The 25,457-nt window shown below is 33.8% G+C and carries 24 protein-coding genes and 1 pseudogene; 7 read left to right on the plus strand and 18 right to left on the minus strand.

From position 1 onward, the window contains the following. Window position 1: 1 nt before the first annotated feature. From GKR88_05870 to GKR88_05920, 11 genes and pseudogenes are all read right to left on the minus strand, one after another. A complete protein-coding gene (locus tag GKR88_05870) occupies window positions 2-2,023 on the minus strand; it encodes a hypothetical protein (protein QMU63865.1) in 2,022 nt (673 codons plus the stop codon). 105 nt (window positions 2,024-2,128) lie between these two features. Next, entirely contained in the window at window positions 2,129-3,487 is a 1,359-nt protein-coding gene (locus GKR88_05875) for a hypothetical protein (GenBank protein QMU63866.1), read from the minus strand. A gap of 398 nt (window positions 3,488-3,885) precedes the next feature. Further along, a pseudogene (locus GKR88_05880) lies at window positions 3,886-5,771 on the minus strand (hypothetical protein). 326 nt (window positions 5,772-6,097) lie between these two features. Then, window positions 6,098-6,760 carry a dTDP-6-deoxy-L-hexose 3-O-methyltransferase gene (locus tag GKR88_05885; protein QMU63867.1) on the minus strand — a complete coding sequence of 221 codons (663 nt, stop codon included), beginning with the start codon at window positions 6,758-6,760 and terminating at the stop codon, window positions 6,098-6,100. Window positions 6,761-6,816: 56 nt separating this feature from the next. Next, on the minus strand, window positions 6,817-7,167 hold the full coding sequence (rplS, locus tag GKR88_05890; protein QMU63868.1) for a 50S ribosomal protein L19: 351 nt from the start codon (window positions 7,165-7,167) through the stop codon (window positions 6,817-6,819). 99 nt (window positions 7,168-7,266) lie between these two features. Beyond that, window positions 7,267-8,745 carry a hypothetical protein gene (locus GKR88_05895; GenBank protein ID QMU63869.1) on the minus strand — a complete coding sequence of 493 codons (1,479 nt, stop codon included), beginning with the start codon at window positions 8,743-8,745 and terminating at the stop codon, window positions 7,267-7,269. Beyond that, entirely contained in the window at window positions 8,738-9,415 is a 678-nt protein-coding gene (trmD, locus tag GKR88_05900; GenBank protein ID QMU63870.1) for a tRNA (guanosine(37)-N1)-methyltransferase TrmD, read from the minus strand. The genes GKR88_05895 and trmD overlap by 8 nt, the downstream gene beginning before the upstream one ends. A 41-nt stretch (window positions 9,416-9,456) precedes the next feature. Then, window positions 9,457-11,694 (minus strand): sulfatase-like hydrolase/transferase, encoded by a 2,238-nt coding sequence (locus GKR88_05905; protein QMU63871.1) that lies wholly within the window; start codon window positions 11,692-11,694, stop codon window positions 9,457-9,459. 58 nt (window positions 11,695-11,752) lie between these two features. Further along, window positions 11,753-12,163 (minus strand): hypothetical protein, encoded by a 411-nt coding sequence (locus tag GKR88_05910; protein QMU63872.1) that lies wholly within the window; start codon window positions 12,161-12,163, stop codon window positions 11,753-11,755. A 231-nt stretch (window positions 12,164-12,394) separates the two neighbouring features. After that, entirely contained in the window at window positions 12,395-13,297 is a 903-nt protein-coding gene (gene prmC / locus GKR88_05915; GenBank protein ID QMU63873.1) for a peptide chain release factor N(5)-glutamine methyltransferase, read from the minus strand. Further along, window positions 13,294-13,785 carry a GNAT family N-acetyltransferase gene (locus tag GKR88_05920; GenBank protein ID QMU63874.1) on the minus strand — a complete coding sequence of 164 codons (492 nt, stop codon included), beginning with the start codon at window positions 13,783-13,785 and terminating at the stop codon, window positions 13,294-13,296. The genes prmC and GKR88_05920 overlap by 4 nt, the downstream gene beginning before the upstream one ends. A 41-nt stretch (window positions 13,786-13,826) precedes the next feature. On the opposite strand from GKR88_05920, the gene GKR88_05925 reads away from it, so the two are divergent. From GKR88_05925 to GKR88_05940, 4 genes are read left to right on the plus strand one after another with little or no spacing between them, the layout of a single operon-like run. Next, window positions 13,827-14,300: a hypothetical protein gene (locus GKR88_05925; GenBank protein ID QMU63875.1), complete on the plus strand. Its 474-nt coding sequence runs from the start codon at window positions 13,827-13,829 to the stop codon at window positions 14,298-14,300. 21 nt (window positions 14,301-14,321) lie between these two features. Further along, on the plus strand, window positions 14,322-15,350 hold the full coding sequence (gene ribD / locus GKR88_05930) for a bifunctional diaminohydroxyphosphoribosylaminopyrimidine deaminase/5-amino-6-(5-phosphoribosylamino)uracil reductase RibD (protein ID QMU66651.1): 1,029 nt from the start codon (window positions 14,322-14,324) through the stop codon (window positions 15,348-15,350). Next, on the plus strand, window positions 15,343-15,951 hold the full coding sequence (locus GKR88_05935) for an HAD-IA family hydrolase (protein QMU63876.1): 609 nt from the start codon (window positions 15,343-15,345) through the stop codon (window positions 15,949-15,951). Before ribD ends, GKR88_05935 begins: the two co-directional genes overlap by 8 nt. Window position 15,952: 1 nt before the next feature. Further along, the gene (locus GKR88_05940) at window positions 15,953-16,822 is read left to right on the plus strand and encodes an EamA family transporter (GenBank protein ID QMU63877.1); all 870 of its coding nucleotides are present in this window, start codon (window positions 15,953-15,955) and stop codon (window positions 16,820-16,822) included. Between the two features lie 12 nt (window positions 16,823-16,834). On the opposite strand, the gene GKR88_05945 is transcribed toward GKR88_05940, so the two are convergent. After that, window positions 16,835-17,233, minus strand: coding sequence for a YbgC/FadM family acyl-CoA thioesterase (locus tag GKR88_05945; GenBank protein ID QMU63878.1), 399 nt, complete (start codon window positions 17,231-17,233; stop codon window positions 16,835-16,837). 166 nt (window positions 17,234-17,399) lie between these two features. Here GKR88_05945 and dnaA point away from each other — a divergent pair, with 166 nt between their 5' ends. The 3 genes from dnaA to GKR88_05960 are packed head-to-tail and all read left to right on the plus strand — an operon-like array spanning window position 17,400 to window position 19,918. Continuing rightward, window positions 17,400-18,827: a chromosomal replication initiator protein DnaA gene (dnaA, locus tag GKR88_05950; GenBank protein ID QMU63879.1), complete on the plus strand. Its 1,428-nt coding sequence runs from the start codon at window positions 17,400-17,402 to the stop codon at window positions 18,825-18,827. Between the two features lie 19 nt (window positions 18,828-18,846). Further along, complete coding sequence (locus GKR88_05955; protein QMU63880.1) at window positions 18,847-19,221, plus strand: low molecular weight phosphotyrosine protein phosphatase; 375 nt, start codon at window positions 18,847-18,849, stop codon at window positions 19,219-19,221. Further along, window positions 19,211-19,918 carry an SAM-dependent methyltransferase gene (locus GKR88_05960; GenBank protein ID QMU63881.1) on the plus strand — a complete coding sequence of 236 codons (708 nt, stop codon included), beginning with the start codon at window positions 19,211-19,213 and terminating at the stop codon, window positions 19,916-19,918. The genes GKR88_05955 and GKR88_05960 overlap by 11 nt, the downstream gene beginning before the upstream one ends. Window positions 19,919-20,086: 168 nt before the next feature. Here GKR88_05960 and GKR88_05965 read toward each other — a convergent pair whose 3' ends face one another. The 6 genes from GKR88_05965 to GKR88_05990 all read right to left on the minus strand — a co-directional run bounded on the left by GKR88_05965 (window position 20,087) and on the right by GKR88_05990 (window position 25,445). Next, a complete protein-coding gene (locus GKR88_05965; GenBank protein ID QMU63882.1) occupies window positions 20,087-20,713 on the minus strand; it encodes a peptidoglycan-binding protein LysM in 627 nt (208 codons plus the stop codon). Window positions 20,714-20,888: 175 nt separating this feature from the next. Further along, window positions 20,889-21,200 carry a T9SS type A sorting domain-containing protein gene (locus GKR88_05970; GenBank protein QMU63883.1) on the minus strand — a complete coding sequence of 104 codons (312 nt, stop codon included), beginning with the start codon at window positions 21,198-21,200 and terminating at the stop codon, window positions 20,889-20,891. Window positions 21,201-21,295: 95 nt separating this feature from the next. Beyond that, window positions 21,296-22,486 carry a sulfatase-like hydrolase/transferase gene (locus GKR88_05975; protein ID QMU63884.1) on the minus strand — a complete coding sequence of 397 codons (1,191 nt, stop codon included), beginning with the start codon at window positions 22,484-22,486 and terminating at the stop codon, window positions 21,296-21,298. A gap of 643 nt (window positions 22,487-23,129) precedes the next feature. Further along, a complete protein-coding gene (gene mltG, locus GKR88_05980; GenBank protein QMU63885.1) occupies window positions 23,130-24,152 on the minus strand; it encodes an endolytic transglycosylase MltG in 1,023 nt (340 codons plus the stop codon). Beyond that, a complete protein-coding gene (locus GKR88_05985) occupies window positions 24,145-24,669 on the minus strand; it encodes a GNAT family N-acetyltransferase (protein ID QMU63886.1) in 525 nt (174 codons plus the stop codon). Before GKR88_05985 ends, mltG begins: the two co-directional genes overlap by 8 nt. Further along, window positions 24,669-25,445 (minus strand): diaminopimelate epimerase, encoded by a 777-nt coding sequence (locus GKR88_05990; GenBank protein QMU63887.1) that lies wholly within the window; start codon window positions 25,443-25,445, stop codon window positions 24,669-24,671. The genes GKR88_05985 and GKR88_05990 overlap by 1 nt, the downstream gene beginning before the upstream one ends. Window positions 25,446-25,457: the final 12 nt, after the last annotated feature.

The following is a 25,457-nucleotide window of genomic DNA, read 5'->3' on the forward strand; positions in this document are numbered from 1 at the left end:
TTTAATATTCACCGATCTTTATAATTTTACCCAAAGAGTTTACCTGCACTTTCTGACATTTGCCTATTAAATTTGCATAGGTAGTGATCCGTTTATAGTTTGCAGGATTTTTCTTATCAATCTCAGTTGCATATTGATGTGTAAATTCAAGGTAAGGCGTACCACTTCCAAGTATAGATAAGGATTGTACCTTCCACAGCTTAGGGACTATCAGAGAATATTTATTTTCATCCAGTAAGTCTGTGTCAGATGTCAATTTTTCATCAAAAAAAACAAAATAATCATTTATCTGAAGATGGTATAGATATTTCCATTTTGACTCATGCTGTTTTTTTACTATGGGAAGATTTTGTTTTACCCTTTCCACAGCTTCCAAATAGGTGATTTTCTCTCCGTGAATTTTACCCTCTTTATCTTCATATAATGCTATATGGTGATTTTTACCCTGGTTGACGTATCCTCTTCCAATATCGATCAAATCAGAATACCTGGATTTGACTCTTATCCGCTTTATTTGAATATTTTGATCCTTATTCATATAGATCGGGTTTTGTTCCAGGTTAGAGAACGCTTTTTTCTTATTTCCTTCAAATTGATCAAGCCGTTGTTCTAAAATTCGCTTAATGCCCTTGTCAATTACATTTTCAATATTTAGCTGATCATCAACCTCTTTTCTTACTACATATATGTTTTCATAACATTGCACTTTTTCCAGGATATTTCCTTTGTAAATTACAGGGGTTGTTTTTAACGATTTTGCCGAAAATGCTTTTTTGGGGTCATTATCAAATTTTTCCAAATGTAATTCAACCAAATTCTTAACTTTACTATTGACAATAAGCTGAGTTTGTTCCGTATCAAAACGGCTATTTAACTTCACTGCTGTTTCTTTTATTCTTTTGATATTTCCATAGACAGTTTCTTTATGGAGTTGCCCTCTGGGGGTTAGAGTGATTTGTATATTTTCTTGCCATTTAATTTTTGTTTTTGTCCTGTTTTTGTTGCTGGTAACTACTTTATTTTTCCGTTTGAAAGAGATCAGTGTTTGTGACAAAGACTTCAAAATATCCTGTCGCAGGTGTTGCCGGGGCGGATCAAAAGACTGTGCAGCTATTGCTAACAGATCTTTTCCTCCCTGATAACGCTCTTCAAAAGTAGCATTAAGCGTATTGAGGTGCCGTATGTATTTTGGCCTGGTAAAAGCAACGATAATAGCATCCAAAGCATGATGACGATGATCATCTCTTTTACTCCAAAAAATTTTGTTTCCGGATTTATCGATACGGAAAATCCGCTCCACAGATTTAAACTGTCCTCCATTGGTTTTAATATCCCGATGTTCCGTTTGGCCTATATTTCGATATTTTTCAAGGTTTAGTTCCTCCAATACATATTTTAAACCCCATTGCTCTTTTAAGAGATTTGTAATAGTTCCCGAGGTTACCGTAACATTCCTGCATGTGGACAACAGCAGATCTTTTGCTTTTTTTGTAATATAATGAGTTTCACTTAGTTGTCTGTTAATAAAATCATCAGGTATTCTATCAGCTCCCATTAATAGTTTCTCTTGTTTGGGTTTGGGTATCTTTTTATTGTCCTTGATACTACTCACATACTTGTTGAAAGCTTCATCGCCTTTACTCTTTAGATAATCATAAGCGGTTTGATTGGATTTTTCCCTATTAAGCCTTGATTCACATAATGTTTTATTCATAAAAGAATCATCATACATTCTGGATTTCGGAATAATGTGTTCAATTTCGTAAGCATTCGTAAATAATTCGGAAGATTTAATCTGTTTACCCGAATATAAGGACTGCCAATTGGTCTCTTCTGCCAGTTTGTATTTAATAATATCGTTCCTGCCTGGGCGGGGAATGTGATATTCTTCTTTTAGTCGTTTTCTTATTGTTTCATTTTTCCTGGTAGCATCAGCTATTTTTTTGGTTGACTCCTTTCGTTTTTTGGCATTCATTCTGAGACCTCTGGCCAGCTCTATACGAATTTTATCAGGCCTTCCCAAATGCTGATCTTCCGTAATTTTATTGACAAGGTTGATTAATTGATTTAGGATTTTTTCAACTACCGGATTCCGTAAACTATTTTTTTTGAGTAGTTCCAGTCTGTCCTAAAGTATCCGGCTTTCGTTTTCTTCTTTTGTTAATGCCTTTGAATGATTGTATCCGGCCTCCTTACAAGCATCCGAATAATTCAACCCTCTCTCCATATGTGGCAGAATTTTTCTAATGGCTCTCGATGACAGGCTTCCGTAGCGCAATGTATAATTAATCTTACTGACAATTTCACTGGCCTGTTCTTCGTTAAAAGCAAATTTCAGTTTTAGATTTTTAATTAGATTTTCGTTGCTTTTTGCCGAATAAATCAAGTGCCATAATTGCATAACCGGCTGTTTATCAAAATCATTCCCTTTTTGATAAATATCGAGATCTAAAACATCAAGGGTGTCGTAACCTAAACGATTAAAAATACTCACAAGCTCAAATCTGGTGGTATTTCCGTCTATCTTGTCAAAATTTATACTGTATTCTTTTGTGTTAAGCCCTAACGCTCTTAAGATTTGAGTACTTGTCATTTTTGGGACTTCCTGCAACTTATCAAACAGCACTTTTTTTTGCTCATGAGTAAGTATATGTTTATTAGAAGACCTGTCTTTGATATCGATATCATGCAAACGCTGCCAGATACGAAATTCCTGAAATAACGGTGATGAAACCGGAATAACTTTATGATTTTTTTCAAACTCACATTCTGACAGTAATCCTTTTTGAGATTTTAAATCCCGTTGATAGAAAATAATAGTATCTCTAATAATCTCTTTTAAACTTTCGGTAAGTTCCGGATAATGTTTGGCTTGTTCTTTCCATATGGTTTCAAATTCATTCAAATAGCTGCTTCTTGAGTAAATCCTCCCCCTCAAACGTGCTAACGGGTTTATCCGTAAAAGTTCATATAATTTCTGTCCTACGGTAATACCTCTATCCGATAGTTCTTGATCTCTTTCGGTTATTCCGGCTAAATAGTTTGAATCGGTAGCTTCACTGTTCGCTTTTCTATTACTTTTGAAACCTCTTTTACCATTTAAAAGAAACAGAACTTTTGCCAACTCCTTCTTTTCAATCTTAGATGTGGCAGCCATTGCTCTATTTTGATATAAATCCAAAGAATTGGTACTTAGCAAATCATTCGTATTTTTAATGAAACCAATATCTTTTAAGATACTTATTAATTTGTCTCTTCTTTGCTTAAAACGTTGATTGTTACGTCTTGCTCCCCTTTTTTGGGTTCTGGACAGATTTGTTGACAAAGCATTTCCTTTGGAAAACTCATCTTTTTCTTCCTTTGTCAAAGGGACAATGCGTACACCTGTTTTTATAATTTTTGACGTTTCCTGATCATTTTCAGCCTCATGGATAAAAGCCCATCCAATTGAAGCAGTTCCTAAGTCTAGTCCGAGAGTTTTTTTCATTTAATTTATATTTAAAAAATTAAACCATAACCGGGTTTCAATTATTTTTCTTAATTTTGAGCTACATTTCTGTAAGATTTCACAATAACGGATGATTCCGTTGTGAAAACATTTATAAGCGGCTATTTGGTCGCTTTTTTATGAGTGGTATATTTTGAATCTTAAAGATACAAGTTTTTCAAATGAATTTGATTTTTTTATAAAAGTTTACTCAAAAACCCTCTTTTAGTTGGCTATAATTCAAAATAATGCTAAGGCAAAAATAAAATATGCATCAAGGAAATCCTTATAGAAACTATTCCTATTTTGTTTGATAAAGGTATCTTCTATTAAGGTATTGAAATAATCCGGAAGTTATAGCACATTTTCAGAAGCCATTTTATAAACACAAAGATTCATTACTCTTTATCACAGTTCTCACAATAAGTTTTTCTTAAGTATTCGTTTTCCAGCAACTGGAAAGTTACACCACCGTCAAAAATGGAATTAAAGAGTTTGCAGAACCGTTGCCGGTTACTATTAATTGAATTTAACATGACGGTTCTATAATCAGGGGACTGTATTAATTTTTTGTTGATCAGTGTTAGGTTTAAATAGTAGAATAATAAGTTCTCATCAATTGTAATGCTTCTCTTGCTTTTTCGTCTAATAGCACTATGGCAGCATCTACATTTCCATAATACGAGAAAAATTGCGCTAAACTTAAGTAATCATAATTTGTAAGCGGAAACTTGCGGTAATTATTCCGTATGTATTTTATGGAAATATCTTTCTTTGCATAGTTTCTTTTTTGCATCCATTTTCCGGCTTTTATAATATGAAAATTAACAAGCATCCGGTCTATTAAAGGTTGCGCAATATCATAATTTTTGAGATTTCCAATATACGTTTCTATTTCCTGTTCACTAGTCGATTTATGATGGTATCTCCACAGCCTGAACTTTAATACGGCAAGATTATATTTTATCTTTTTGTCTTTTGGTGCGAGTTTCTCTAATTGCAATAGCTCATTCGTTACGATGAGCACCTGACGAGGATTCATTTTAAACTTAAAAATGCTATTCTTATTTAAAACAGAAATGTATTTTAACTGTTTGGGAACTGCCATTTTAGTTAAAACATCCGGAGATGTTTCTTTGCCTTTTATTTTTTCAAAAATCGAATTCTGTATTGCCAGTGCTTCTTCTATTTTATCATCTGTTATCGCATTGTTGAAAAGTGTTACCAGTGTCGACGGAGTCATTTCTTTGTATTTGTCTTTTTTATCTAATTCCAGAGTAACAACAGCTTTTCTGTGGTTTTTCAAATACAACTCCAATGCATCGGAGAGTTTTCCTACTATTTTTTTTCGAACTTGCTTTTTACTAAGTGTTTTTAAGTTTTCGTATTTTGTGCCGGAAATGTCATTCAAAAATTCTACCCAGTTCTCCGATGATTCTATGTCATTTATAATGACAGGTTTTTGAAAAGATTGTAATGCTTTTACAATGCTTTCTGCTCTTTGCTCCTGTAGTTCTATATTCCTTTTCAAAGTTCCCTCTACAGATGAATAAGCCCTGATTTTTACTTTCTTAATATTAAAATCCGTAAGTCGTAGTGAATCATATAAAGGTCTTATATCTTCCGGGGCATACTCGGATTTATCTTTTTCAAAAGAAATGGTAAACGTCAGAGTTTTGTATTTCATTACAAATTTGTCCTGTATGCTCGCTACTTTTTTAACATCATAGGTAAGAGAATCCAAATACATTCCCATATCTAATAAATCCAGAGGGTATGATTCAAAATCATATACCCAATAGTATTGACAGAGTGTTTTGTTATTTAAGAATAAAATATTAAACTCTGTTTCTTTTACATTAGTATTTGCAGGTAATGTTCCTACCCTGACCCTGTATGATTTACCTTTTGTCGGTCTTAATCCTTTTCGCAATTTTTTTGCATATACGGGTTTTAACAGTTTTCCTTTTATTTGTTGTTTTGGAACCGTCTCAATACCACAATCATATCTTTGCTTTGATACCACATCAATAGCCATTCCGTCTCCGGATTTTTTAAACAACTGATCGAACCACTTTTTATCATTCACTTCAAAATACAACCGATTGTCTACCACTTTAATCCCAAAGCGGACTTCTTTGGGTTTTTGCTTAAAAACCCGGGTAAAATAACTGCATTTTTGTATTCGTTGTGTAGGTGTTGGAAATAAAATTCCAAAATTATTTTGTGCTATAAGTAGCGGTGTATTTGTTATAAATAACAAGAGGATTCCTATTTTTTTCATTTCCTTTTAGATAAAGAAATTCTAAGTTACATAATTAATTTAATTAACTATTTGAGATCTTTGCAAAATTGATTTGGCGAAAAAGTTCGACGCCCGAAGAACATTTTCAACTGGAATAACCTGTTGATTTTGAGGATTTAAAATTTTCGAGAAGGAAGAAATTTGAAGCCAAATCAATTTCAATACGGAATATATTACTATTTTGTGACTAATTACTATTTTTAACTTCATAGAAGCGACCTCTATGTTTTAATTGTTGAGAGAGAGTACAACAACGATTTGAATAACCCCCTGTTTAATGAGGCTTATTTTTTGTTGATGTTCGTTTATTTCTTTATAATGTAAGAGGGGATATGATAATATTTTGGTTTATTTAATACTACGCTTTTATTTTGAAAATATTCATCTACCGCCTTAGTTTCACCTTCAACAGTTCCATAATCATCGATCATTAAAACCCCTCCCGGGACAATTTTATCCCAAAGATTTTCTAATATTATTTTAGTTGGTTCATATACATCTACATCAATATGAAGTAATGCAATTTTTAATGATGAATTATTTTTTATGTAGGTTGGTAATGAATCTTTAATGTCTCCCTCTACAAGTTCATAATTCTTGGTTTTTTTATTTTCAAAATGAAATTCTAATTCTTGTTTACTAATACCAAACCCGCCTGTATTCTCAAAAGATTCAACAAAATCCTTATCATTTTTAAGAGATAAATCTTGAGGAAATTTTCCAAAAGCATCAAAGCCTACAACTTTTCTGGAACTACTATGTTCTAATAAATCTCTGAATGAAATTAATCTAACAATAGAGCTTCCTTTATACACGCCAAACTCCAACACATCTCCGGGAAGGTCAATTATTTTTTTATAGATCTCCAGATGATTTAAAAACTTACCTAACCTACCCGTTTCACAAGTCAAGTAGAATACATTTTCATAATCCCATCTTTTATTTAAGTCGGCTTTGTAATTTTCCATTTTCATTATTTTTTTTAATAAATACTAATTTTTACTACCCGGTTACTAAGTAAACCCTAGCTCCTTTTTTCTTTAATTCTGGCTTTTTTACCTGTTAGCTCTCTAAAGTAGTATATACGTGCTCTGCGTACCCGGCCTTTTTTGTTCACTTCTATTTTCTGAATAGCAGGTAGATTTACGGGAAAGATTCTCTCGACTCCTATAGTACCGGACATTTTTCTGATAGTAAATGTTTCTGACGAACCGCTACCTCTTTTCTGAATGACTACTCCTTTAAAATACTGGGTACGTGTCTTGTTTCCTTCTTTAATTTCATAGTATACCGTAATGGTATCTCCGGAGGAAAATTCCGGTAAATCCTTTTTTGTTACAAATTCTTCTTGAACAAACGTTACTAAAGATTCCATTTTTTTGAATTTATGGTTTAAGTAAAACTAACATTCACGGTTATCGTCATCGGTTAATTTTGTGAGTGCAAATTTAGGAATTAATTTTAGTATATAAAATTATTTTTCCGGTTGATAATTAGTACAATAAAAAACCCAGAATTTTCTGGCTTTTGCAGTTCCTTCATTAACAATAATAGGTGTCAACTCTTGGATTGATGCAAAATGCTTTCTAATATCAGGATTTATTGTACCATTTTGAAGTTTGTTTTTAAATCGTTTATCAGAGTCGATAAAGAGTGCATTTTTGCCTTCCAAAACCTTTAAATCATCGTCCATATAATCAAAATGCAACGCTTCGATACCAGCAATATTCTGAGCGTATACTTTTTGATTTAAATAAAATCGCAGTACGGCGGATGTTTTATAACCATCCATAGAAAATAAGAACGGTTGGTGATACTTATTTTGTAATTTTTTTATTTCAACGGAAAGTTCTCTCCACCCTACCCAGGTATCATCGCTTTTTATGGGAACAAAAAAGAAAATCACCTGACCTGCCAAAGCGAGATGAAAAATAATGGAAATGATCATTTGAGCCTTTATTAACTTTTTACTGATATACATTCCGGCAATAATGATTCCTGTAATATAGGAGGGCATCATCCAGTTTAGTTTTACCCAGTAAATTGGCGTGATTAAAAAGAATCCGAAAAATGTAGGAATAAAAAACGCCAGTAGAAAAAGGGTTTTTTGAGAGGGTAGTTTAAACTTTGTAATCGCTTTTTTTACATGTTTATATGAAAAAATAATGAACACACTAAATAGAACAGGGAGCAATAAAAATAACTGGTGTCCGACAGCTCCAAAAAATAATTTTGGTTTTATCCGGAACCTGCTGATAGAGTCAGTTCTGACTGAAGATTGAAAAGCAAAAGATACAAACTCGTTCTGATAGTTCCACCACCAAACAGGAAATGTCATGATAGCAGAAATGATTAAGCAAATATATAACCAGGGTGATAATAAAAGCTTTCTGTATGAGTTGGAAAAAATAAGAAAAACTAATAGGCCAAACGGTAGTAGCAGAGCTGTGTATTTACTATCAAAAGCCAGTCCCATGACGATTCCACCTAGAACCCAAAACCACTTTTTACGGTCAAAAACGGCTTTGTACAAGCAAAGGATGCTTAATGTCCAGAACAGAAGTAGCGGTACGTCGGGCGTTGAATTGAAAGAGAGTATTGAGATAAAAATAGTAGAAACCAATAATACCGTGCTTCGCCATAGTTTCTGCTGCGATAGGAAAAAGGATGCTAATTTGTAAAAGCAGAAGATAGTCAATGAAGTTATCGAAAAGTCGGCAAATTTTATAGTAAAAACAGATGGACCAAAAATATTGGTAAAGATCCTTAATAGATAGCCGATCATGCCCGGATGGTCAAAGTAAGAGAGTGATAAATTTTGACCATACATATAATAGTAGGCATCTTGCGGCATTAAACCCATAAACGGTAAAAGGAAAAAACGAAACAGTTGAAATCCTAAAACCCAACTCAACGCAGGATGTTTTTTTATAAGCATCAAAAATTTATTCATCTAGCAGATCCGGTCTTATTTGTTGTGTTCGTTCATGTGCTTTGTTTGAGCGCCATTCTTCAATTTTAGGGAAATTTCCCGACAATAAGATTTTAGGAACTTTCATACCCTTATAATCTGCAGGTCTTGTATATACGGGGGGCGACAATAAACTGTCTTGAAAAGAATCTGTAAGCGCAGAGGTTTCGTCATTGATGACTCCCGGAATCAGCCGTACCACACTGTCAACCAAAACCGCAGCAGCCAATTCGCCACCTGTCAGCACATAGTCGCCAATAGAGATTTCTTTGGTAATATAACTGTCTCGAATACGTTGGTCAACTCCTTTATAATGTCCTGTAAGAATTAAGATGTTTTCTTTTAAGGAAAGGGTATTTGAAGTGAGTTGATCTAATGTTTTTGCGTCCGGAGTCATATAGATGATCTCATCATAATTTCGCTTTGCCAGTAAGGCATCCATACATTTTGAAACGGGTTCTATCATCAAAACCATGCCGGCACCACCTCCAAATTGAGTATCGTCAATTTGTTTGTAATTTCCCAGCCCATAATCTCTTAAATTATGAATATGGATTTCTGCCAACCCTTTATCTTTTGCTCGTTGGATGATGGAATGATTAAAAGGACTTTCCAGTAATGCCAGTGCTACGGTAATGATATCAATTCGCATATTACAAATGTAAAAGATTTGCAGGGTTTGAAAAGGCTTTTTTAAGGTTCGTTAAAAGACCAGGTATCTGCATAAACTCCATAGATGGCATCCATTTCATATTTTGTGACGTATTTTTCATCTTTTCCGGGGCTGAAATTCAAATGATATGCATATACTTTGATGTTATGGGCTTTCAATCTTTTTAATACATCCATATTTCCGGCAATAAAAGTCCGTGAAACCGCTATATGACGGATATTATTTTTTTTGAGTTTTTCAACTGCACCACTTCCTAAATTTTCTAACACACTTTGTGACACAACAGGTTTTATGCCTGCGGCTATACCTTCCTTAACGGCCTCCCAACTAAAAAGCTCCATCATTAATCTTTTTTTATCCGTAAATTGTTCGGAAAATTCTTTGGGCGTATTTATTTTATCAGTTACCAAAATAGCGTCGGGGTGTTCTAAAAACCATTTATTGATACGCTCCATATTCATCGGGGTGTATTTCCCCCTGAGAGGATGTTTTAAAAATTCACTTTCCGTAACAGGAAGACTGCCTTTATAGTTTGTGATTTCTGCCCAATGATCCCAATCGTGAGCAGCTACAAATTTTTGATCTTTTGTTTTAATGATATCCAATTCAAAAAGGCGCAAGCCGTTTTGATAACTACTGTTTAAAGCTTCCAAAGCGTTTGTATAGGTGTAATTTCCAATTTTCCCTCCGGCATGTGCTATATATCTTGTGGTATCTTTTTTATAGTACTCATAGTTTTTACTGATTTTTAACGGGGTGAATTGAGAAGCGTGAAATCGTTTTATTCCGGCAATGTTTAATGCAGTTAATTCTTGAATGTGATCTTTTATGAACAGGGATTTATTCCCTGAGATATAGTCTGCTAAAAAGCTGGCATTGTGTGATATGTTTGCTCCGTCCAAAATAATATTCGGTAAATCCATTTGGTAAAGATTGTCCGTTTTTGTAAGGCTTTTGCCATCTGCATTAGTAAGTATATAAAGCCCTCTTTTGCTGTGATCGTCAAAAATAACAGGGCTGCCCATTTTCAGATGATCCGGAAAAATATAGATTACAGTGTCAGACAGCAGGTTTTCTTGTTCCAGGTAGTTAATAAAATCTTCAATCATATAATCTAACGAAGCCACCATAAATTGCAAATCTGTTGCTTTTGGAGAAATGTATTTTTCCATACGCTCATCATAAATTCCATTTGGAAAATGGGTATCTACGGTAGCTAAAAAAAGTACATATGGTTCGTTAATAGAAGTGTGATGTCGGATTTGTTTTTTAGCTTCTTCAAACAAATCTTTATCTCTGAATTTTTCCCCCAGGAAAGATTGATCTATCACTCGCTTGATTTGAAACGTATGTAGCAATTCCTGTGTCCCTGAAAATTCGGCATCAGAAGAAGATATATAAGTCATTTTATATCCTGCTTTTTGAAAAATATGACTGATTCCCGTAATATTCGAATGATATGCCTTTTGGAATATATCATTTCCGTGAATGCCGAAATGGGCAGGAAATCCTGTCAGGTATGTATATAAGGAACCACTGGTCCATCCGCTTCCCGAGTTTTGTTCCATAGGATAATAATTCCATTTTTTCTTTAATGCATTAAGGTTTGGAGTAAGATGTGACAAGCTTCCTTCCAAATAACCTCTCTCTAATGACTCTAATGAAAGTACAATGATATTTTTACCTTTTTTTACTTCCAAATCTTTAGGAAAGGTATATGCGGTAATTCCGAGTTTATTTAGTGTGGTATGTATTTCTTGTTCTTTCACGGTAAGCATGGAAATGAGTTCTGCGCTGGTATGAATAATTCCTCCTTTACTACTCATAAAATACAAAGAAAGAACGGATATAAAAATAAAAATGAATTTAAAACTGACGGCTGCGTGTATTTTTTTGAACCTAAGCGTTTTTCGAATAAAGAATCGAATAAGTTTTTTTGAATCATAAAAAAGAAAAAAAATGGTGAAAAAAATAAAGGACAAAACAATAATTTGCAGGTTGTAGACTCCCAGCATTGCAGTAATATCTCTTACATTAAAATGTACATAAAACTGATAGCCTATAAAAGTGTTTACAAAATACAGTGAAATCAGCTGTAACGAGAGAAATACACTCCATAAAAATCCAATAAAAACCCTGAGCTTTTTAGATGTTAATATGCTACAGATGCAGAACCCTATCATGAAAAGCAACAGCAGGTTTATGATTTCTATTCGCAATTCGAACAGGTACTTAAGTATTTTGATAATGGTCTCCATTTACACAATTATATTTACATGAGTTCATTATGTATGATAGTAGAAACGGAAAAAATAGCTAATTCGAATGATTTAGAAAAGTATACGTGAAGGCATGTTTATAAGTAGCGTTTGGAACAAATTCAATGATACCCTTAGTGTCTAAGTAATTGGTAACATTATAACTGATTTTTTGAGGATCATCATCACCTATAATAGTTGCGGTTATTGTACGTCTTTTTTTTGAAATTTTAAAACGAATTTCCGAATGAAGATTATTTGAATTTTCATATGAAAATGTATAAATACCTTCTTGTTTACTGATAATTAGCGTACAATTATCCCCAATGTTTTCTTCTCCGGTTACAGCTCCATTGACAAGATTCTTTTTTTGAACTTTTTTAAAGCTATACGTAGATTTTAGCTGACCATGCGATAGTGCAGACGTTAGTACAATGACCAGTAATAAAGTAAATTTTTGTAGTTTCAAAAGGTTGATTTTAGTATTTATATAATGAACTTATCTTGATTTTTTTAAAAAATAATGCTATTCCTCAGTGTTTTCCTTTTACACTTTACAACTTTCCACTTTCAAACTATCTAACTTATTTCTTGAAAATTAATGGTATAAAAATAAGTATTCTATTTTTATTACGGTAAGTTCAAATAGGCGAATACCATTATTTTCCGGCAAAAACCCTTTTCTTTTTAGACGTGGGAGTCATACAATAGCTTTTATCATCCTGTCATTTCCAAATATATCTTTGCGCAGCACTATGGTTGAAAAACCTTTTTCTTTTAGTAATTCAATAATTTCTTTTCCTAAGTATTGATTAATTTCAAAATACAAAATTCCGCTTTCAGATAAATGACATATTGCCAAATCCGCAATTTTATCATAAAAAAGGAGCGGATTATCATTGGCAACAAATAAGGCGAGATGAGGTTCATTTTGCAATACATTATTTTTCATTTTTTCCATTTCCGAGATTCTCACATAAGGAGGGTTTGAAATCATAATATCGTATTTTTCGGGAAGCTCCCGGGTCGTCAGAATATCCGATACTAAAAAATGAATGTAAACATCGTTTAATTTTGCATTTTTTGTAGCGGTGATAATGGCTTCTTTGGAAATATCAATGGCAGAAACGGCAGCATTTGGTAAGTGTTTTTTTAATGTAATGGCAATACAGCCGCTTCCGGTTCCGATATCCAGAACAGACATATTCTTACCTGTTCTTTTTTCACTTTCCACTTTCCAACTTTCTGCTTTCTGACTTTCTGACGTTCCGCTTTCAACCTCATGGATTACCCATTCAACCAATTCTTCAGTTTCAGGCCTTGGAATCAATACCTGTCTGTTGACCAAAAAAGGGAATCCGTAAAAATGTGTTTTGCCTACAATATACTGAACAGGATTTTCTTTTTGTAATCTTTTCAGTGCATTATTTAATGTATTTAGTTGCTTGTTATTTATTTGAAAATCAGGCCGGAGACTTGTGTCAATTCGTTGTAATCCCAAATAATTTTCTGTCAATAAAAAGAAAAAAGTGTCAATTTCCGTTGACGGATATATGTGGCGTAATGATTCGGAGAATTTTTTTCTGTAATCTCTTAAAATCATAACTGTTTAATCATCCAGACATTGCAAGAATAATGCCCTGTATTTCCCATGGGGCCATCTATAAAAGCAAAGCCGTTTTTTTTATATAATTTCTGTGCGGCTTTCATATATGGCATGGTCTCCAGGTAACACTGCTCAAAACCAAAATCTTTTGCTTTCGTCAGGCAGATAGCAATCATTTTGGCTCCCAATCCCTTTCCTCTTGCTTCCGGTAAGAAATACATTTTCTGTAATTCACAGGTATTGCTGCCAAAATCATCGAGCTGTGCAATTCCACAGCCTCCTATAATGGTGTCATTATGAACGATAACAAAATATGCTGCCCTATCGATAGTATAGGCTTCAAACATATCATCCAATGATGTATCTTCATATGCCGTACCTACTTTGGGAACCCCCATTTCTATTAGAACTTGTCTAATTACCGCAGCTATTTGGCGATTATCTTCAAGCTTAATTTCTCTGATAATATAGGCTTCAGGTGTCATTTATTAATGTACTTTTGCAAGGGCAATGTAGCCAATTTTTAATGAAAAAAATGATGAAAAAAACACTTATTTTGTTTGGGGTGTTACTGTTGATTTTTAGCTGTGCCATAAAAAAGAAGCCTGTTTTTCTAAAGGTAGATAATGTGAAGCTTATTGCTATAGATTCAAAAACAGTAACTTTGGGAGCCGATGCTTTTTTTGAAAACCCAAACCACATCGGTGGGAAATTTTATACGGATAGTATTCAGGTTTGGGTGAATGGGGCAAGATTGGCAAAAGTGTCTTCAAGACCGTTCAAAGTTCCGGCAAGAAAAAAATTTGCAATACCGATGGTTGTGGAAATTCCTGTTAAACGTGTATTTGAGAATAATAAAAATGGTATTCTGGGCGGATTGGTAGATTCTTTTTTAAATAAATCCATAAAGGTTCGATACAAGGGGAATCTATATTTTAAAACACTAGGATTTGCTAAAACATTTCCTATTGATGTTACTCAACAGATAAAAATCAACTAATTCGTGCAACATAAAAAATACATGCGGCGCTGTTTGGAGTTGGCTGCAAATGGAATAGGAACCACAAAGCCCAACCCGTCAGTAGGAGCTGTTATTGTGCTGAATGACAGTATTATAGGAGAAGGATATACCAGTCCGTACGGAGGAAATCATGCGGAGGTAAATGCCATTCATTCCGTAAAAGATTTATCATCTTTACGCAAAGCTACTTTGTATGTTACCTTAGAACCTTGTGTACATTTTGGAAAAACCCCACCGTGTACCGATCTGATTATCCGTCATCAAATACCCAATATAGTCATTGGGTGTTTGGATACGAATGAATTGGTTGCCGGAAAAGGGATTGAAAAACTGAAGCAAGCCGGATGTAATGTTCTTGCAGGTGTTTTGGAAAATGAGTGTAAAGCTCATCATAGCAGATTTTTTACTTTTCATACTAAAAAACACCCTTATATTATATTAAAGTGGGCAGAAACTAAAAATGGTTTTATAGCTCCCTTACATAAAGATATACAAAAACCAGTCTGGATTACGAATACATATTCCAGACAATTGGTACATAAATTGAGGGCAAAAGAGCACGCTATTTTAGTAGGTACGAATACGGTACTGGCAGATAATCCAAAGTTGAATGTAAGAGATTGGGAAGGCATAAACCCTATAAGAATTGTTTTGGATAAGCAATTAAAGCTGCCCGGAGCATTACAGGTATTTGATCAGTCCGTGCGAACTATTGTCATTACGGATATGGTTAATGAAACAAATAGTAGTAAGAGCACATTTTTAGAATACAGTTATATCAATTTTTCGGGAGATGTGCCGAGGCAAATTTGTGAGGCCCTGTATGGAAAGGATATACAATCCGTCCTTATAGAAGGAGGAGCTAAAACCTTACGATCATTTATTGAAGCCGATTTTTGGAATACAGTATATGTATTTGTAGGAGATATTACTTTTAAAGAGGGAATAAAAGCACCTGTATTTTCCGGGAATTTAGTATCAGAAGAACACATAGGTAATGATGTTTTAAGAATATATAAGAATGATTAAGAATATTATTTTTGATTTTGGTGATGTATTTATCAATTTGGATAAACAGGCCACTACTAAGGCACTTGGACAATTTGGAGTTTTGGAATTTACAGATGAAATGTATACAATATACTTTGATTATGAAATGGGCCTGATTACTACTTCCGAATTTGTAACTGCATTTCATGATTTATATCCGTATATATCAAAAGCACATTTTATCAATGCCTGGAATGCAGTATTACTGGATTTTCCGGAGCGGCGGATGAAATTCATTAAAGAATTAGCTGCTTCAAAAAAGTATAGGTTGTTTTTACTGAGCAATACGAACGATTTACATATACAATGGATTCAAGATAACTGGGGTATGGAATTGTACACTGAGTTTAAAAACTGTTTTGAACAGTTTTACCTGTCTTATGAGATTCATTTAAGAAAACCCAATCCGGATATTTATAAGTTTGTGTTAAATGAGAATAATTTACTTGTCAAAGAAACCCTGTTTATAGATGATACGATTGAAAATACGGATGCTGCTCAAGCACTGGGGATGTGTGTCTGGAACCTTAATCCGGAGACAGAAGATATTGTTACTTTGATAAAGAAAAACCCATTTTGAGATGATTTATTTACTAATTAGTATAGGCATTTCAAGTTGTTTATTTGTCATTTTCAAACTTTTCAATATATATAAAATAAATACTTTACAGGCAATAGTTGTTAATTACCTAGTTGCTTTTACATGTGGTATACATACCTCAGGTCTTACATTGAATTTTTCAGAAGTTACTTCACAGCCTTGGTTTATAAGTGCTTTATTCTTAGGGATTCTGTTTGTTACCATTTTTAATGTAATGGCAGTAACCTCTCAAAGAAACGGATTGTCGGTAGCTTCTGTGGCAAGTAAAATGTCTGTAGCGATTCCGATTATTTTCGGATTTGTTTTATATAGTGAAGTTATTGGTTATGTAAAAATTCTGGGAATAATACTGGCATTGCTGGCAGTATATTTATCAACAACTTCTAACATTAATGCCTGCACTGTAAAAGGAAAAGGTTTTGTATTTCCTTTCCTTCTTTTTTTAGGTTCTGGAATTATAGATACTGTATTGAAATATACTGAGGCAAAATTTGTTTCGGCAGCAACAATACCTGCTTTTTCTATTACCACTTTTTTATTTGCATTTATTTTTGGATGCCTGTTTTTATCGGTACAAATTTTTCAGGGTAGATTTCAATTTCAGTTAAAAAGTATACTGGGAGGTATCTTGTTAGGAGTTCCTAACTATTACTCAATAGTGTATCTGTTGAAAGCATTGCAAACAGAAGGCCTGGAAAGTGCAGTAGCATTTACCATAAATAATGTCGGGATTGTTGTCCTGACCACAATATTTGGGTTATTATTATTTAAGGAGAAGTTAACTACAAAAAACTGGATGGGTATGGTATTGGCTGTTATCAGTATTCTATTAGTTGGCAGTTTTTTTTAATATAAGCAAAAATTAGAAAATCAATTTTTTAGAAATATAATCCGGGCACTTTATAGGTTTTCCGGTTTGCATATCCATAAAAGCCAAAACGGAGTTTCCGGTGGTCAATAATGTTCCCTGTTCATTAATGATTTCATAATCAAATGTGATCTTGACCAGAGGTGGTTTTTTTATGAAAACATGAATAGTGATCAAATCATCGTATTTTGCAGGCCGTAAAAAGGTAAAAGACAATTTAACGACAGGAAGCATAATCCCTTTTTTTTCCATGTCTTTGTACGTAACACCTATGCTCCTCAACCATTCTGTTCTGGCCAATTCAAAATAATGTGCATAGTTACCGTGGTGTACCACGCCCATCTGATCTGTTTCACCGTATCTAACCCTAGCTTTTGTTGAAAAATTCACCAAAATTTTTGAACATTACGGTTCCCATGTTACGGAAAAAATAATTAAAAATCAATAGCAATTTCATTTTTTTATACTAAAATTTATTTACATTTTTGTGGAGCTATTTGAGAGATGCTGTTATATAGTGTTAAACCACCTCTAACAATTAATTTTTCAATATATCTAAATGATTAAAACTGCTCAATCAGTTTGGAACGAGTGCTTGTCTTTTATTAAAGATAATATTAAACCACAGGCATATAAAACTTGGTTTGAGCCTATTAAGCCTGCAAAATTATCAGGGGAAGCATTAACCATACAGGTTCCCAGTAAATTTTTCTATGAATGGTTAGAGGAACATTATATAAAACTGCTAAGAGTAGCGCTGGTCAGAGAATTGGGTCAGGAAGCCAAATTGATTTACGATGTGCGTATGGAAAATACGTATAGCAGCAGCAAACCTCAGATCGTTAAAATTCCAAGCTCGAACAGAGATCCGTTACAATCGCAAAAAGTAGAGGTTGCCTTTGATATAGATAAGAGGAAGTTGAGAAACCCATTTGTAATTCCCGGCTTGCAAAAAGTAAAGATAGAATCTCAATTAAACCCCAATTACAATTTTAAGAATTTTGTTGAGGGTGATTCAAACAGGTTAGCAAGATCTGCCGGAATGGCAGTTGCAAATAAACCCGGAGGGACATCATTTAATCCGTTACTCATTTATGGCGGAGTAGGTTTGGGTAAAACGCATTTGGTACATGCTATTGGAGTTGACATAAAAGATAAATACCCTGAAAAAACCGTTCTATATATTTCTTCGGAAAAATTTACACAGCAATTTATTGATTCCGTAAAGTCAAATACAAGAAATGATTTTATTCATTTCTATCAAATGATTGACGTCTTAGTGATCGATGATGTGCAATTTTTATCCGGAAAAGCAGGAACACAGGATGTGTTTTTCCATATTTTCAACCATTTACACCAAAATGGGAAACAAGTTATTCTTACATCGGATAAGGCACCGGTTGATATGCAAGATATTGAACAACGGTTGTTATCTCGTTTCAAATGGGGGTTGTCTGCCGAATTACAAGCACCGGATTATGAAACCAGAATTTCCATACTTCAAAACAAGCTGTTTAGAGATGGTGTGGAGATGAAAGATGAAATTATAGAATATATAGCTAAAAATATAAAATCGAATGTTAGGGAATTAGAAGGAGTTATTATTTCCATGATTGCCCAGGCATCTTTTAACAGAAAGGAGTTTTCATTGGAGTTGGCAAAGCAAATTATAGATAAATTTGTTAAGAATACTAAAAAAGAAGTGTCTATTGACTACATTCAAAAAGTAGTTTCTAAGTATTTTGATATGGATGTGGTAACCCTGCAATCTAAAACCCGGAAAAGGCATATTGTTCAGGCAAGACAATTAGCGATGTATTTTGCCAAAAGAATGACAAAAACTTCTTTGGCAAGTATAGGGTCTCAAATAGGACAACGAGATCACGCTACCGTATTACATGCGTGTAAAACGGTTGATAACCTTACGGAAACAGATAAGCAATTTAGAAAATACGTAGAGGAACTTACTAAAAAACTAACTTTTTAATTACGTATCATTCGAACAAGTGAAAAAAATATTGATGGTTTGCTTGGGAAATATTTGTCGTTCTCCACTGGCAGAAGGCATATTAAAATCTAAAATAGACCCTGAAAAAATATTTGTAGACTCGGCAGGTACAGCCGGATACCACATAGGAGAATTGCCGGATCCAAGATCAGTAGAAATAGCCGGAAAATATCATATAGATATAACTGGTCAGCGAGCAAGAAATAAAGAAGATATGGCAAAAGTAAGTTTGATTTTAAATCAATCTTACCCAAATCAAAATAGAGAAGTGCCAGATTCGTGCTACGGAGGAAGTCAAGGTTTTGAACATGTCTATATCATGTTAGACGAAGCATGTGAAATACTAAAACTCCATCTCAAAGATGAAAGGTAACTTATACTTAATTCCGACTACCTTGGGAGATACGGAACCTCTGGAAGTAATACCTTATGCCGTAAAAAAAATTATTGAGCAAATTGACTTCTATATTGTAGAAAATGAAAAATCAGCCAGGCGATTTATAAAAAAAATTACACCTAAAAAATCCCAGCCCGGTTTACATTTTATGTTGTTAGATAAATATGCAGAGGAAATAGAGACCAGTGAGTATTTAAATGTTTGTGAAGAGGGAATTCATATAGGACTACTTTCCGAAGCCGGAGTTCCGGCCGTAGCAGACCCCGGTGCAACCATTGTAAAATTAGCACATGAAAAAGAAATACAAGTGATTCCTTTGGTTGGGCCATCCTCTATTTTAATGGCATTAATGGCTTCGGGAATGAATGGGCAGAATTTTGCTTTTAACGGGTACTTACCGATAGATAAAAACGAAAGAAAAAAAGCGATAAAAACATTGGAGCTCTTGTCCAAGGAGAAAAATCAATCTCAATTATTTATAGAGACTCCTTACAGAAATGAAAAAATCTTTTCGGATTTGAAAACGACGTTAGCTCCAAATACAAGGTTGTGTATTGCAGTAGATATTACGTTACCGTCAGAATATATAAAAACCTTTACCGTAAAAGAATGGAAGCAGCATCAGCCTGATTTGCATAAGAGACCGGCTATCTTTATTATTCAGAGATCATAATACCAATTTATCACTTGAAATTACCGGTATAAAACTTAAAAAAGCGATGTTGTTTTCTCAAAAAAATACAGTTGAAAAGTTAGAAAGTTTAAAAGTTTAAACGTGTAAAGCCTACCTTATTTGGTATGTTTAGCTTTTTAAATAGGAACTTTCAAACTTGAAACTATATTAAACTTTAGCTTTTCTATTTGCTTCAATGTCAGAAACATGAAAACCTGCAAATTTTTTCATATAGGAAGCAATAGAGGTGCCGTAGGCATCAGAAAAATCAAGAGTTCCATTATTTCTCAAATATTTTTTTACATTGCCGGCTCCACCCAAATGTGCAGCAGCCAAAATACCGGATTCGGTAATGGTAATACCATTAATGGTCTTACCCACACATCTTTTAATATCTCTTCGTAAAATCCACTTATTTACCTTACAGTAGGCTAAAAATACACTTTCCTGCAATTTGGGATTTTTTAAGAATTGAGCCGTATCATAAATTTTAAAACGCTTTAAAGTAGCTTTTCCAAATTGGTACTTTCCTAAATATCCCAAAGTATTTACAACTTCATACTTTCCTTGTGATTCTTTAAAAGCAATGGCTTCTTTAAATGCGGTAAAATCATTCAAACGGTAAGGAACTTCTATGGTACTTACTACAGGAAACAACACAGCAACAGGAGGATTTTCGCGGTGCGTTGTTGTTGCTCTTTTTGGAATTTTAACCGTACCGGTATATAATAAAAGTACGGTTATTAAAATTAAAAACTTTCTGATAAAAGAATACTTTCTGTTTTGCAGGCGCAAAATTACAACATGTTTTTAATATATTGACAGTCAATTTGTTAATATTTTCAAAAAATGTAAATAATGAAATTTTATACCCTTTTGATTGAGAATTTTTAATATTGCGAGAAAAAATTTTGCAAAGTTGATAACAAAAAAGCATATTTTTAAAAGTATCTTCAATGAACTCATTTATTCAATGAGTATGCTTTTTGTTATTATGAGAGCCTTCAACTATTATTTTAATAAAATAGAGACCTGAGTTCAACTCTTCTACATTAATGATTTGCTCATAGGTTGTGGTATGATATAATAAGGAAGCATTTGAAGTATAAATTTTTATATCGGAAATTTTTGAAATATCAAAACGGTTATCTATAGTAATATTAAAAGATTTTTTTACAGGATTCGGATATATAGTTACGGCAGTTGCTGCATTAAAAAAATCTTCATTACTAAGTGCTCCTTCATTTACATAAGGGTCAGTTCCGTTTATAAATTCTTGCATATTGGAATAACTGTCATTATCGGGGTCATCATTTGGACCGTAGGTATACGAGAGTAACTCCCGAAACTCCCAGACATCATCTAATCCGTCCCTATCTACATCCGGAGATGTCCCGGAAAAACAGTATGTGCAGGGTCTAATGTCGGCATAGAAGCATTGACTTCTTTAAGGTGATCGCGTAATTGAATGGTCAAGTTTCCGGTTAAAGTAGCTTGCATAGTCGACAGATCGTTATTTTCTCCTATATCCGTAGCAAGATCATATAGATGGATACTCCCATTTTCATATTCCACAATGAGTTTATATGTACCATTTATGACGGCAGAACGAGGTGTTTTATTGGGATTATTGTCGTAATGAGGAGAATGAAAATAAATGGGTTTTGTCCTGCTAAAAGGAGTGGGTCCTGTAAGCAAAGGAACGATGCTTTGGCCATCTGAATTAGGAGGTAAAGCAATAGTACTCCCTGTTAACTCTGCAATGGTAGGAAATAGATCGTAACCGACAACAGCTTCTGCATAATAGCTATTTTGCATGATGTTGGGGCCTTTAACAATAAATGGTACACGAATTCCTCCCTCTTTTATAAAAGTTTTCCCAAAAGATAAAGGGGTATTGCTAGTTAAATTTAGTTGTTCTCCGTTATCAGAAATAAAAATAACATAAGTATTATTATCTAAGCCTAAGGTTGTTATTTCGGCTAACAATTGACCGATACCGTCATCCGTATCTTCGGTCATTACTCCGTATTCGGCATTATTATGACGGGTACCGGGAGGTCTTTGTGATGCATCATTATAAATATCAATAGTGGCCTGCCCGGCTTCCACATCACTGTGTACTGCGTAATGAGACAACTGTAATAAAAAAGGAACATTATCGGCTACTGCATCTCTGATAAACTGTATAGCCCTATTCGTTAGATCAAATATTTTTTTCGGATCGGTTTGTACCGTCCCTCCCTGATTTCCATCATTATTATTTGTATTCCCGTCATTAAAATCAAATCCATTATTCGTCGGGCTGGAAGTATTATTATTTCCTAAATGCCATTTGCCAAAATGCGCTGTCCTATAGCTCATTCCCGTAGATTTTAACCATTCCGCATAGTTAATATCATTACTATTTATAGAAGTTTCAGTTGTGGGTTCTATTAAAATTTTACCGGTGGCAATATTATTATCGGTGTTGGTAAAATGATTACGGGAAGTTGTTTTACCGGTCAAAATATTACAGCGCGACGGTGAGCATTTGGGAGCCGGAGCATATCCCTGTGAAAAAGTCATTCCTTTAGAAGCGAAAGATGGATCAATCCGAAAACTTGTGGGATTTTAAAGATATTATTGAAAACATTTAAGTTGAGTCAATCGCAAAAGCATCATTCAATAGAGGAAACCTTTGCAAAATAGTGATATACTCCATATTAAAATTGATTTGGCTTCAAATTTCTTCCTTCTCGAAAATTTTAAATCCTCAAAAACAACAGGTTATTCCGGTTCAAAATTTTCTTCGAGCGTCGAACTTTTTTGCCAAATCAATTCTGCAAAGGTCTCTAGAGTTTAAAAACTTAATAAGCAGTTATTTAATGGATATTCATTTAAAAAAAATCTGAAATGATAAAATTTTTATTCAAGTCTTCCCCACAACTTTTTTGCTTGATCCTGAAAGATTCCTGTTCAGAGGTAATATAATAATCACTTTTAGAATCAGGCAGGGTAGGATTCATCTGAACAGAAGAACCGGTCCAGCCTTGATCATCCAGAACAATGATAACAAAATTAGATTGAGCAATTGTTTTAGAGCAAAGAAAAAATCCTAGAATGAATATATAAAACTGCAGTTAGAAATGTTCATTTAGTGAACTCATTTAAGCTTTTATTCTCTAATTGATAGTTTTGTCTAACTTTTAGGAAACAGATTTCAATTTATCTAGCGCCAAATACCTTTCTTTTCCAGCCAACGCTGATATTTTTTGGCATTTCTATTATGCTGCCTTAGCGTACGGGCAAAAACATGAAAACCTATTTTATCCGTATTTACACACATATAATAATAAGGATGTTTTTCATAGTTTAACACCGCATCAATAGACGAAACATCCGGCATGGCAATCAAAGCAGGTGGCAACCCTCTATGCAAATAAGTATTATAAGGAGATTTAATTTTTAGGTCTTTATGTAACACTCTTTTGATTACAAAATCAGGTCCTTTTTGTTGTTTTAATACATAAATAACGGTAGGATCAGCTTGCAGAGGCCATCCTTTTTTTAATCTGTTTATGTATAATCCGGCAACTACAGGCCTTTCGGGTTTTTGAGCAGTTTCTTTTTGTACAATGGAAGCTAACGTTATCACTTCTTCTTTTTTTAAACCTGTTTTTTTTGCTTTGTTGATACGATCCTGATTCCAAAATTTTGCAAACTCTTTCTTCATTTTATCCCGAAAACCTTCAGCAGAAGTATTCCAGTAAAACTGATAACTATTTGGAATGTACATGCCTAATGCTGATGCTCTTGTAAATCCGTTTTTTTTTAAAAAAACCGAATCAAGCATCGCCTTTATAATTGTAGTAGAATCCGCTTCTATTTGGGTAGCTACCCTACCGGCTAATTTTTCCAAAGTATCCCGGTTATTAAAAGAAAGGATCACCGGCGTTTGATTGCCGCTTCGCAAAAGATTGATGACGTCATTTAAAGACATGTCTTTTTCTAAAAGGTATTTTCCGGCTTTAGGCCTTATAAATGTTTTCTTTTTGGCAAGCCAGGTAAAATGATTTTTCTCAGGTAAAAATGGAGTAAGCTCTTTTTCCAGATTCGCCATATTACTATTTGTTTGGATAAAAATAACTCCGTCTTTGGAAATGGTCTTTCCGAAAATAATTTGATAATAATGAAAACCAACACCACCTATAAGAAGTATGAGTAATACACCAATACTGATTTTTTTAATCATGAATACGTTGATATAAAATTTCGTCTTTAAATGTTTGATTGTGAACTAACCAATCTTTTTTTACTCCTACTTTTTTGAATGAAAGTTTTTCAAATAAACGGATACTGGCTTTATTATCTGAAGTGATATTAGCATACAGTTGATGTATATCCAAATGATGAAAAGAATATGCAATTAATAGTCCCAAAGCTTCGGAAGCAATTCCTTTTTGCTGGTATTTCGGATGCACTAAAATACCGACGCCTGCTCTTTTATGTTGGGGGTTAAAATCGAAAAGATCAATCATACCAACAGCATTGTTACTACTATTTTCTTCAATAACAAGCCGCAATTGTTTTGCTTCGTATACATCTTGATGTGCATTTTCTATATATTTCTTTAATATGTATTTAGAAAAAGGTGCCTGTATATTACTTATTTCCCAAAAAAGCTCATTATTTTCTATTTCAAATAAAAAATCCAGATCTTCCGGTTCTAATGCACGTAGTATAATATGAGTTCCTGTTAATGTAACCATTATAATTTGATAATCCCTTCAAATACAAATGTTGCAGGTCCGGAGAGCATAATATTTTTATAAGACGAATGGTCCACATCAAAAGTAACCTCAAGTTTACCACCTGTTACAAATAGTTGTATGTTTTTGTCGGTTGTTATATTGCATTTGTGCATCGCAATGGCCACAGCAGTAACACCTGTTCCACAAGCTAAAGTTTCATCTTCAACCCCTCTCTCATAAGTCCTGACCCTAAAGGAATTTTGAGATTCCGGTTCTACAAAATTTATATTACTGCCTTCTTTGGCATATAATTTATTTCTAATAGCTTTTCCTCTTTTAAAAACGGGGTAGTTAGCTAAATCGTTTACCATTTCTACATGATGCGGAGAACCGGTATTTAAAAAAACAAAATCTTCTTTTACGTTTACAGTATCAACATCTTTCATTTTTAAGGAGACCATATCATTGCTGATAGTAGCTTCATGCAAACCGTCAATAGCATTGAAAATGGTTTTATCGGTAATTATATTTAGTTTTTTGGCAAAGGCAACAATACATCGACCTCCATTTCCACACATGCTACTCTCAGCACCGTCGGAATTGTAATATGTCATTCCAAAATCCGAAGAAGTATCATTTTCCAGTAATATTATCCCGTCTGCCCCAATTCCAAAATGCCTGTCACAGATATTTGCTATTATATTCGTTTTTTCTTTGGGAAATGTATTTTTTCTGTTATCGAAAATGACAAAATCATTACCTGCTCCCTGATATTTGTAAAAGGTGAAATACATGATGGCAAAGAT

The organism is Flavobacteriaceae bacterium (assembly GCA_014075215.1).
Lineage (GTDB): Bacteria > Bacteroidota > Bacteroidia > Flavobacteriales > Flavobacteriaceae > Polaribacter.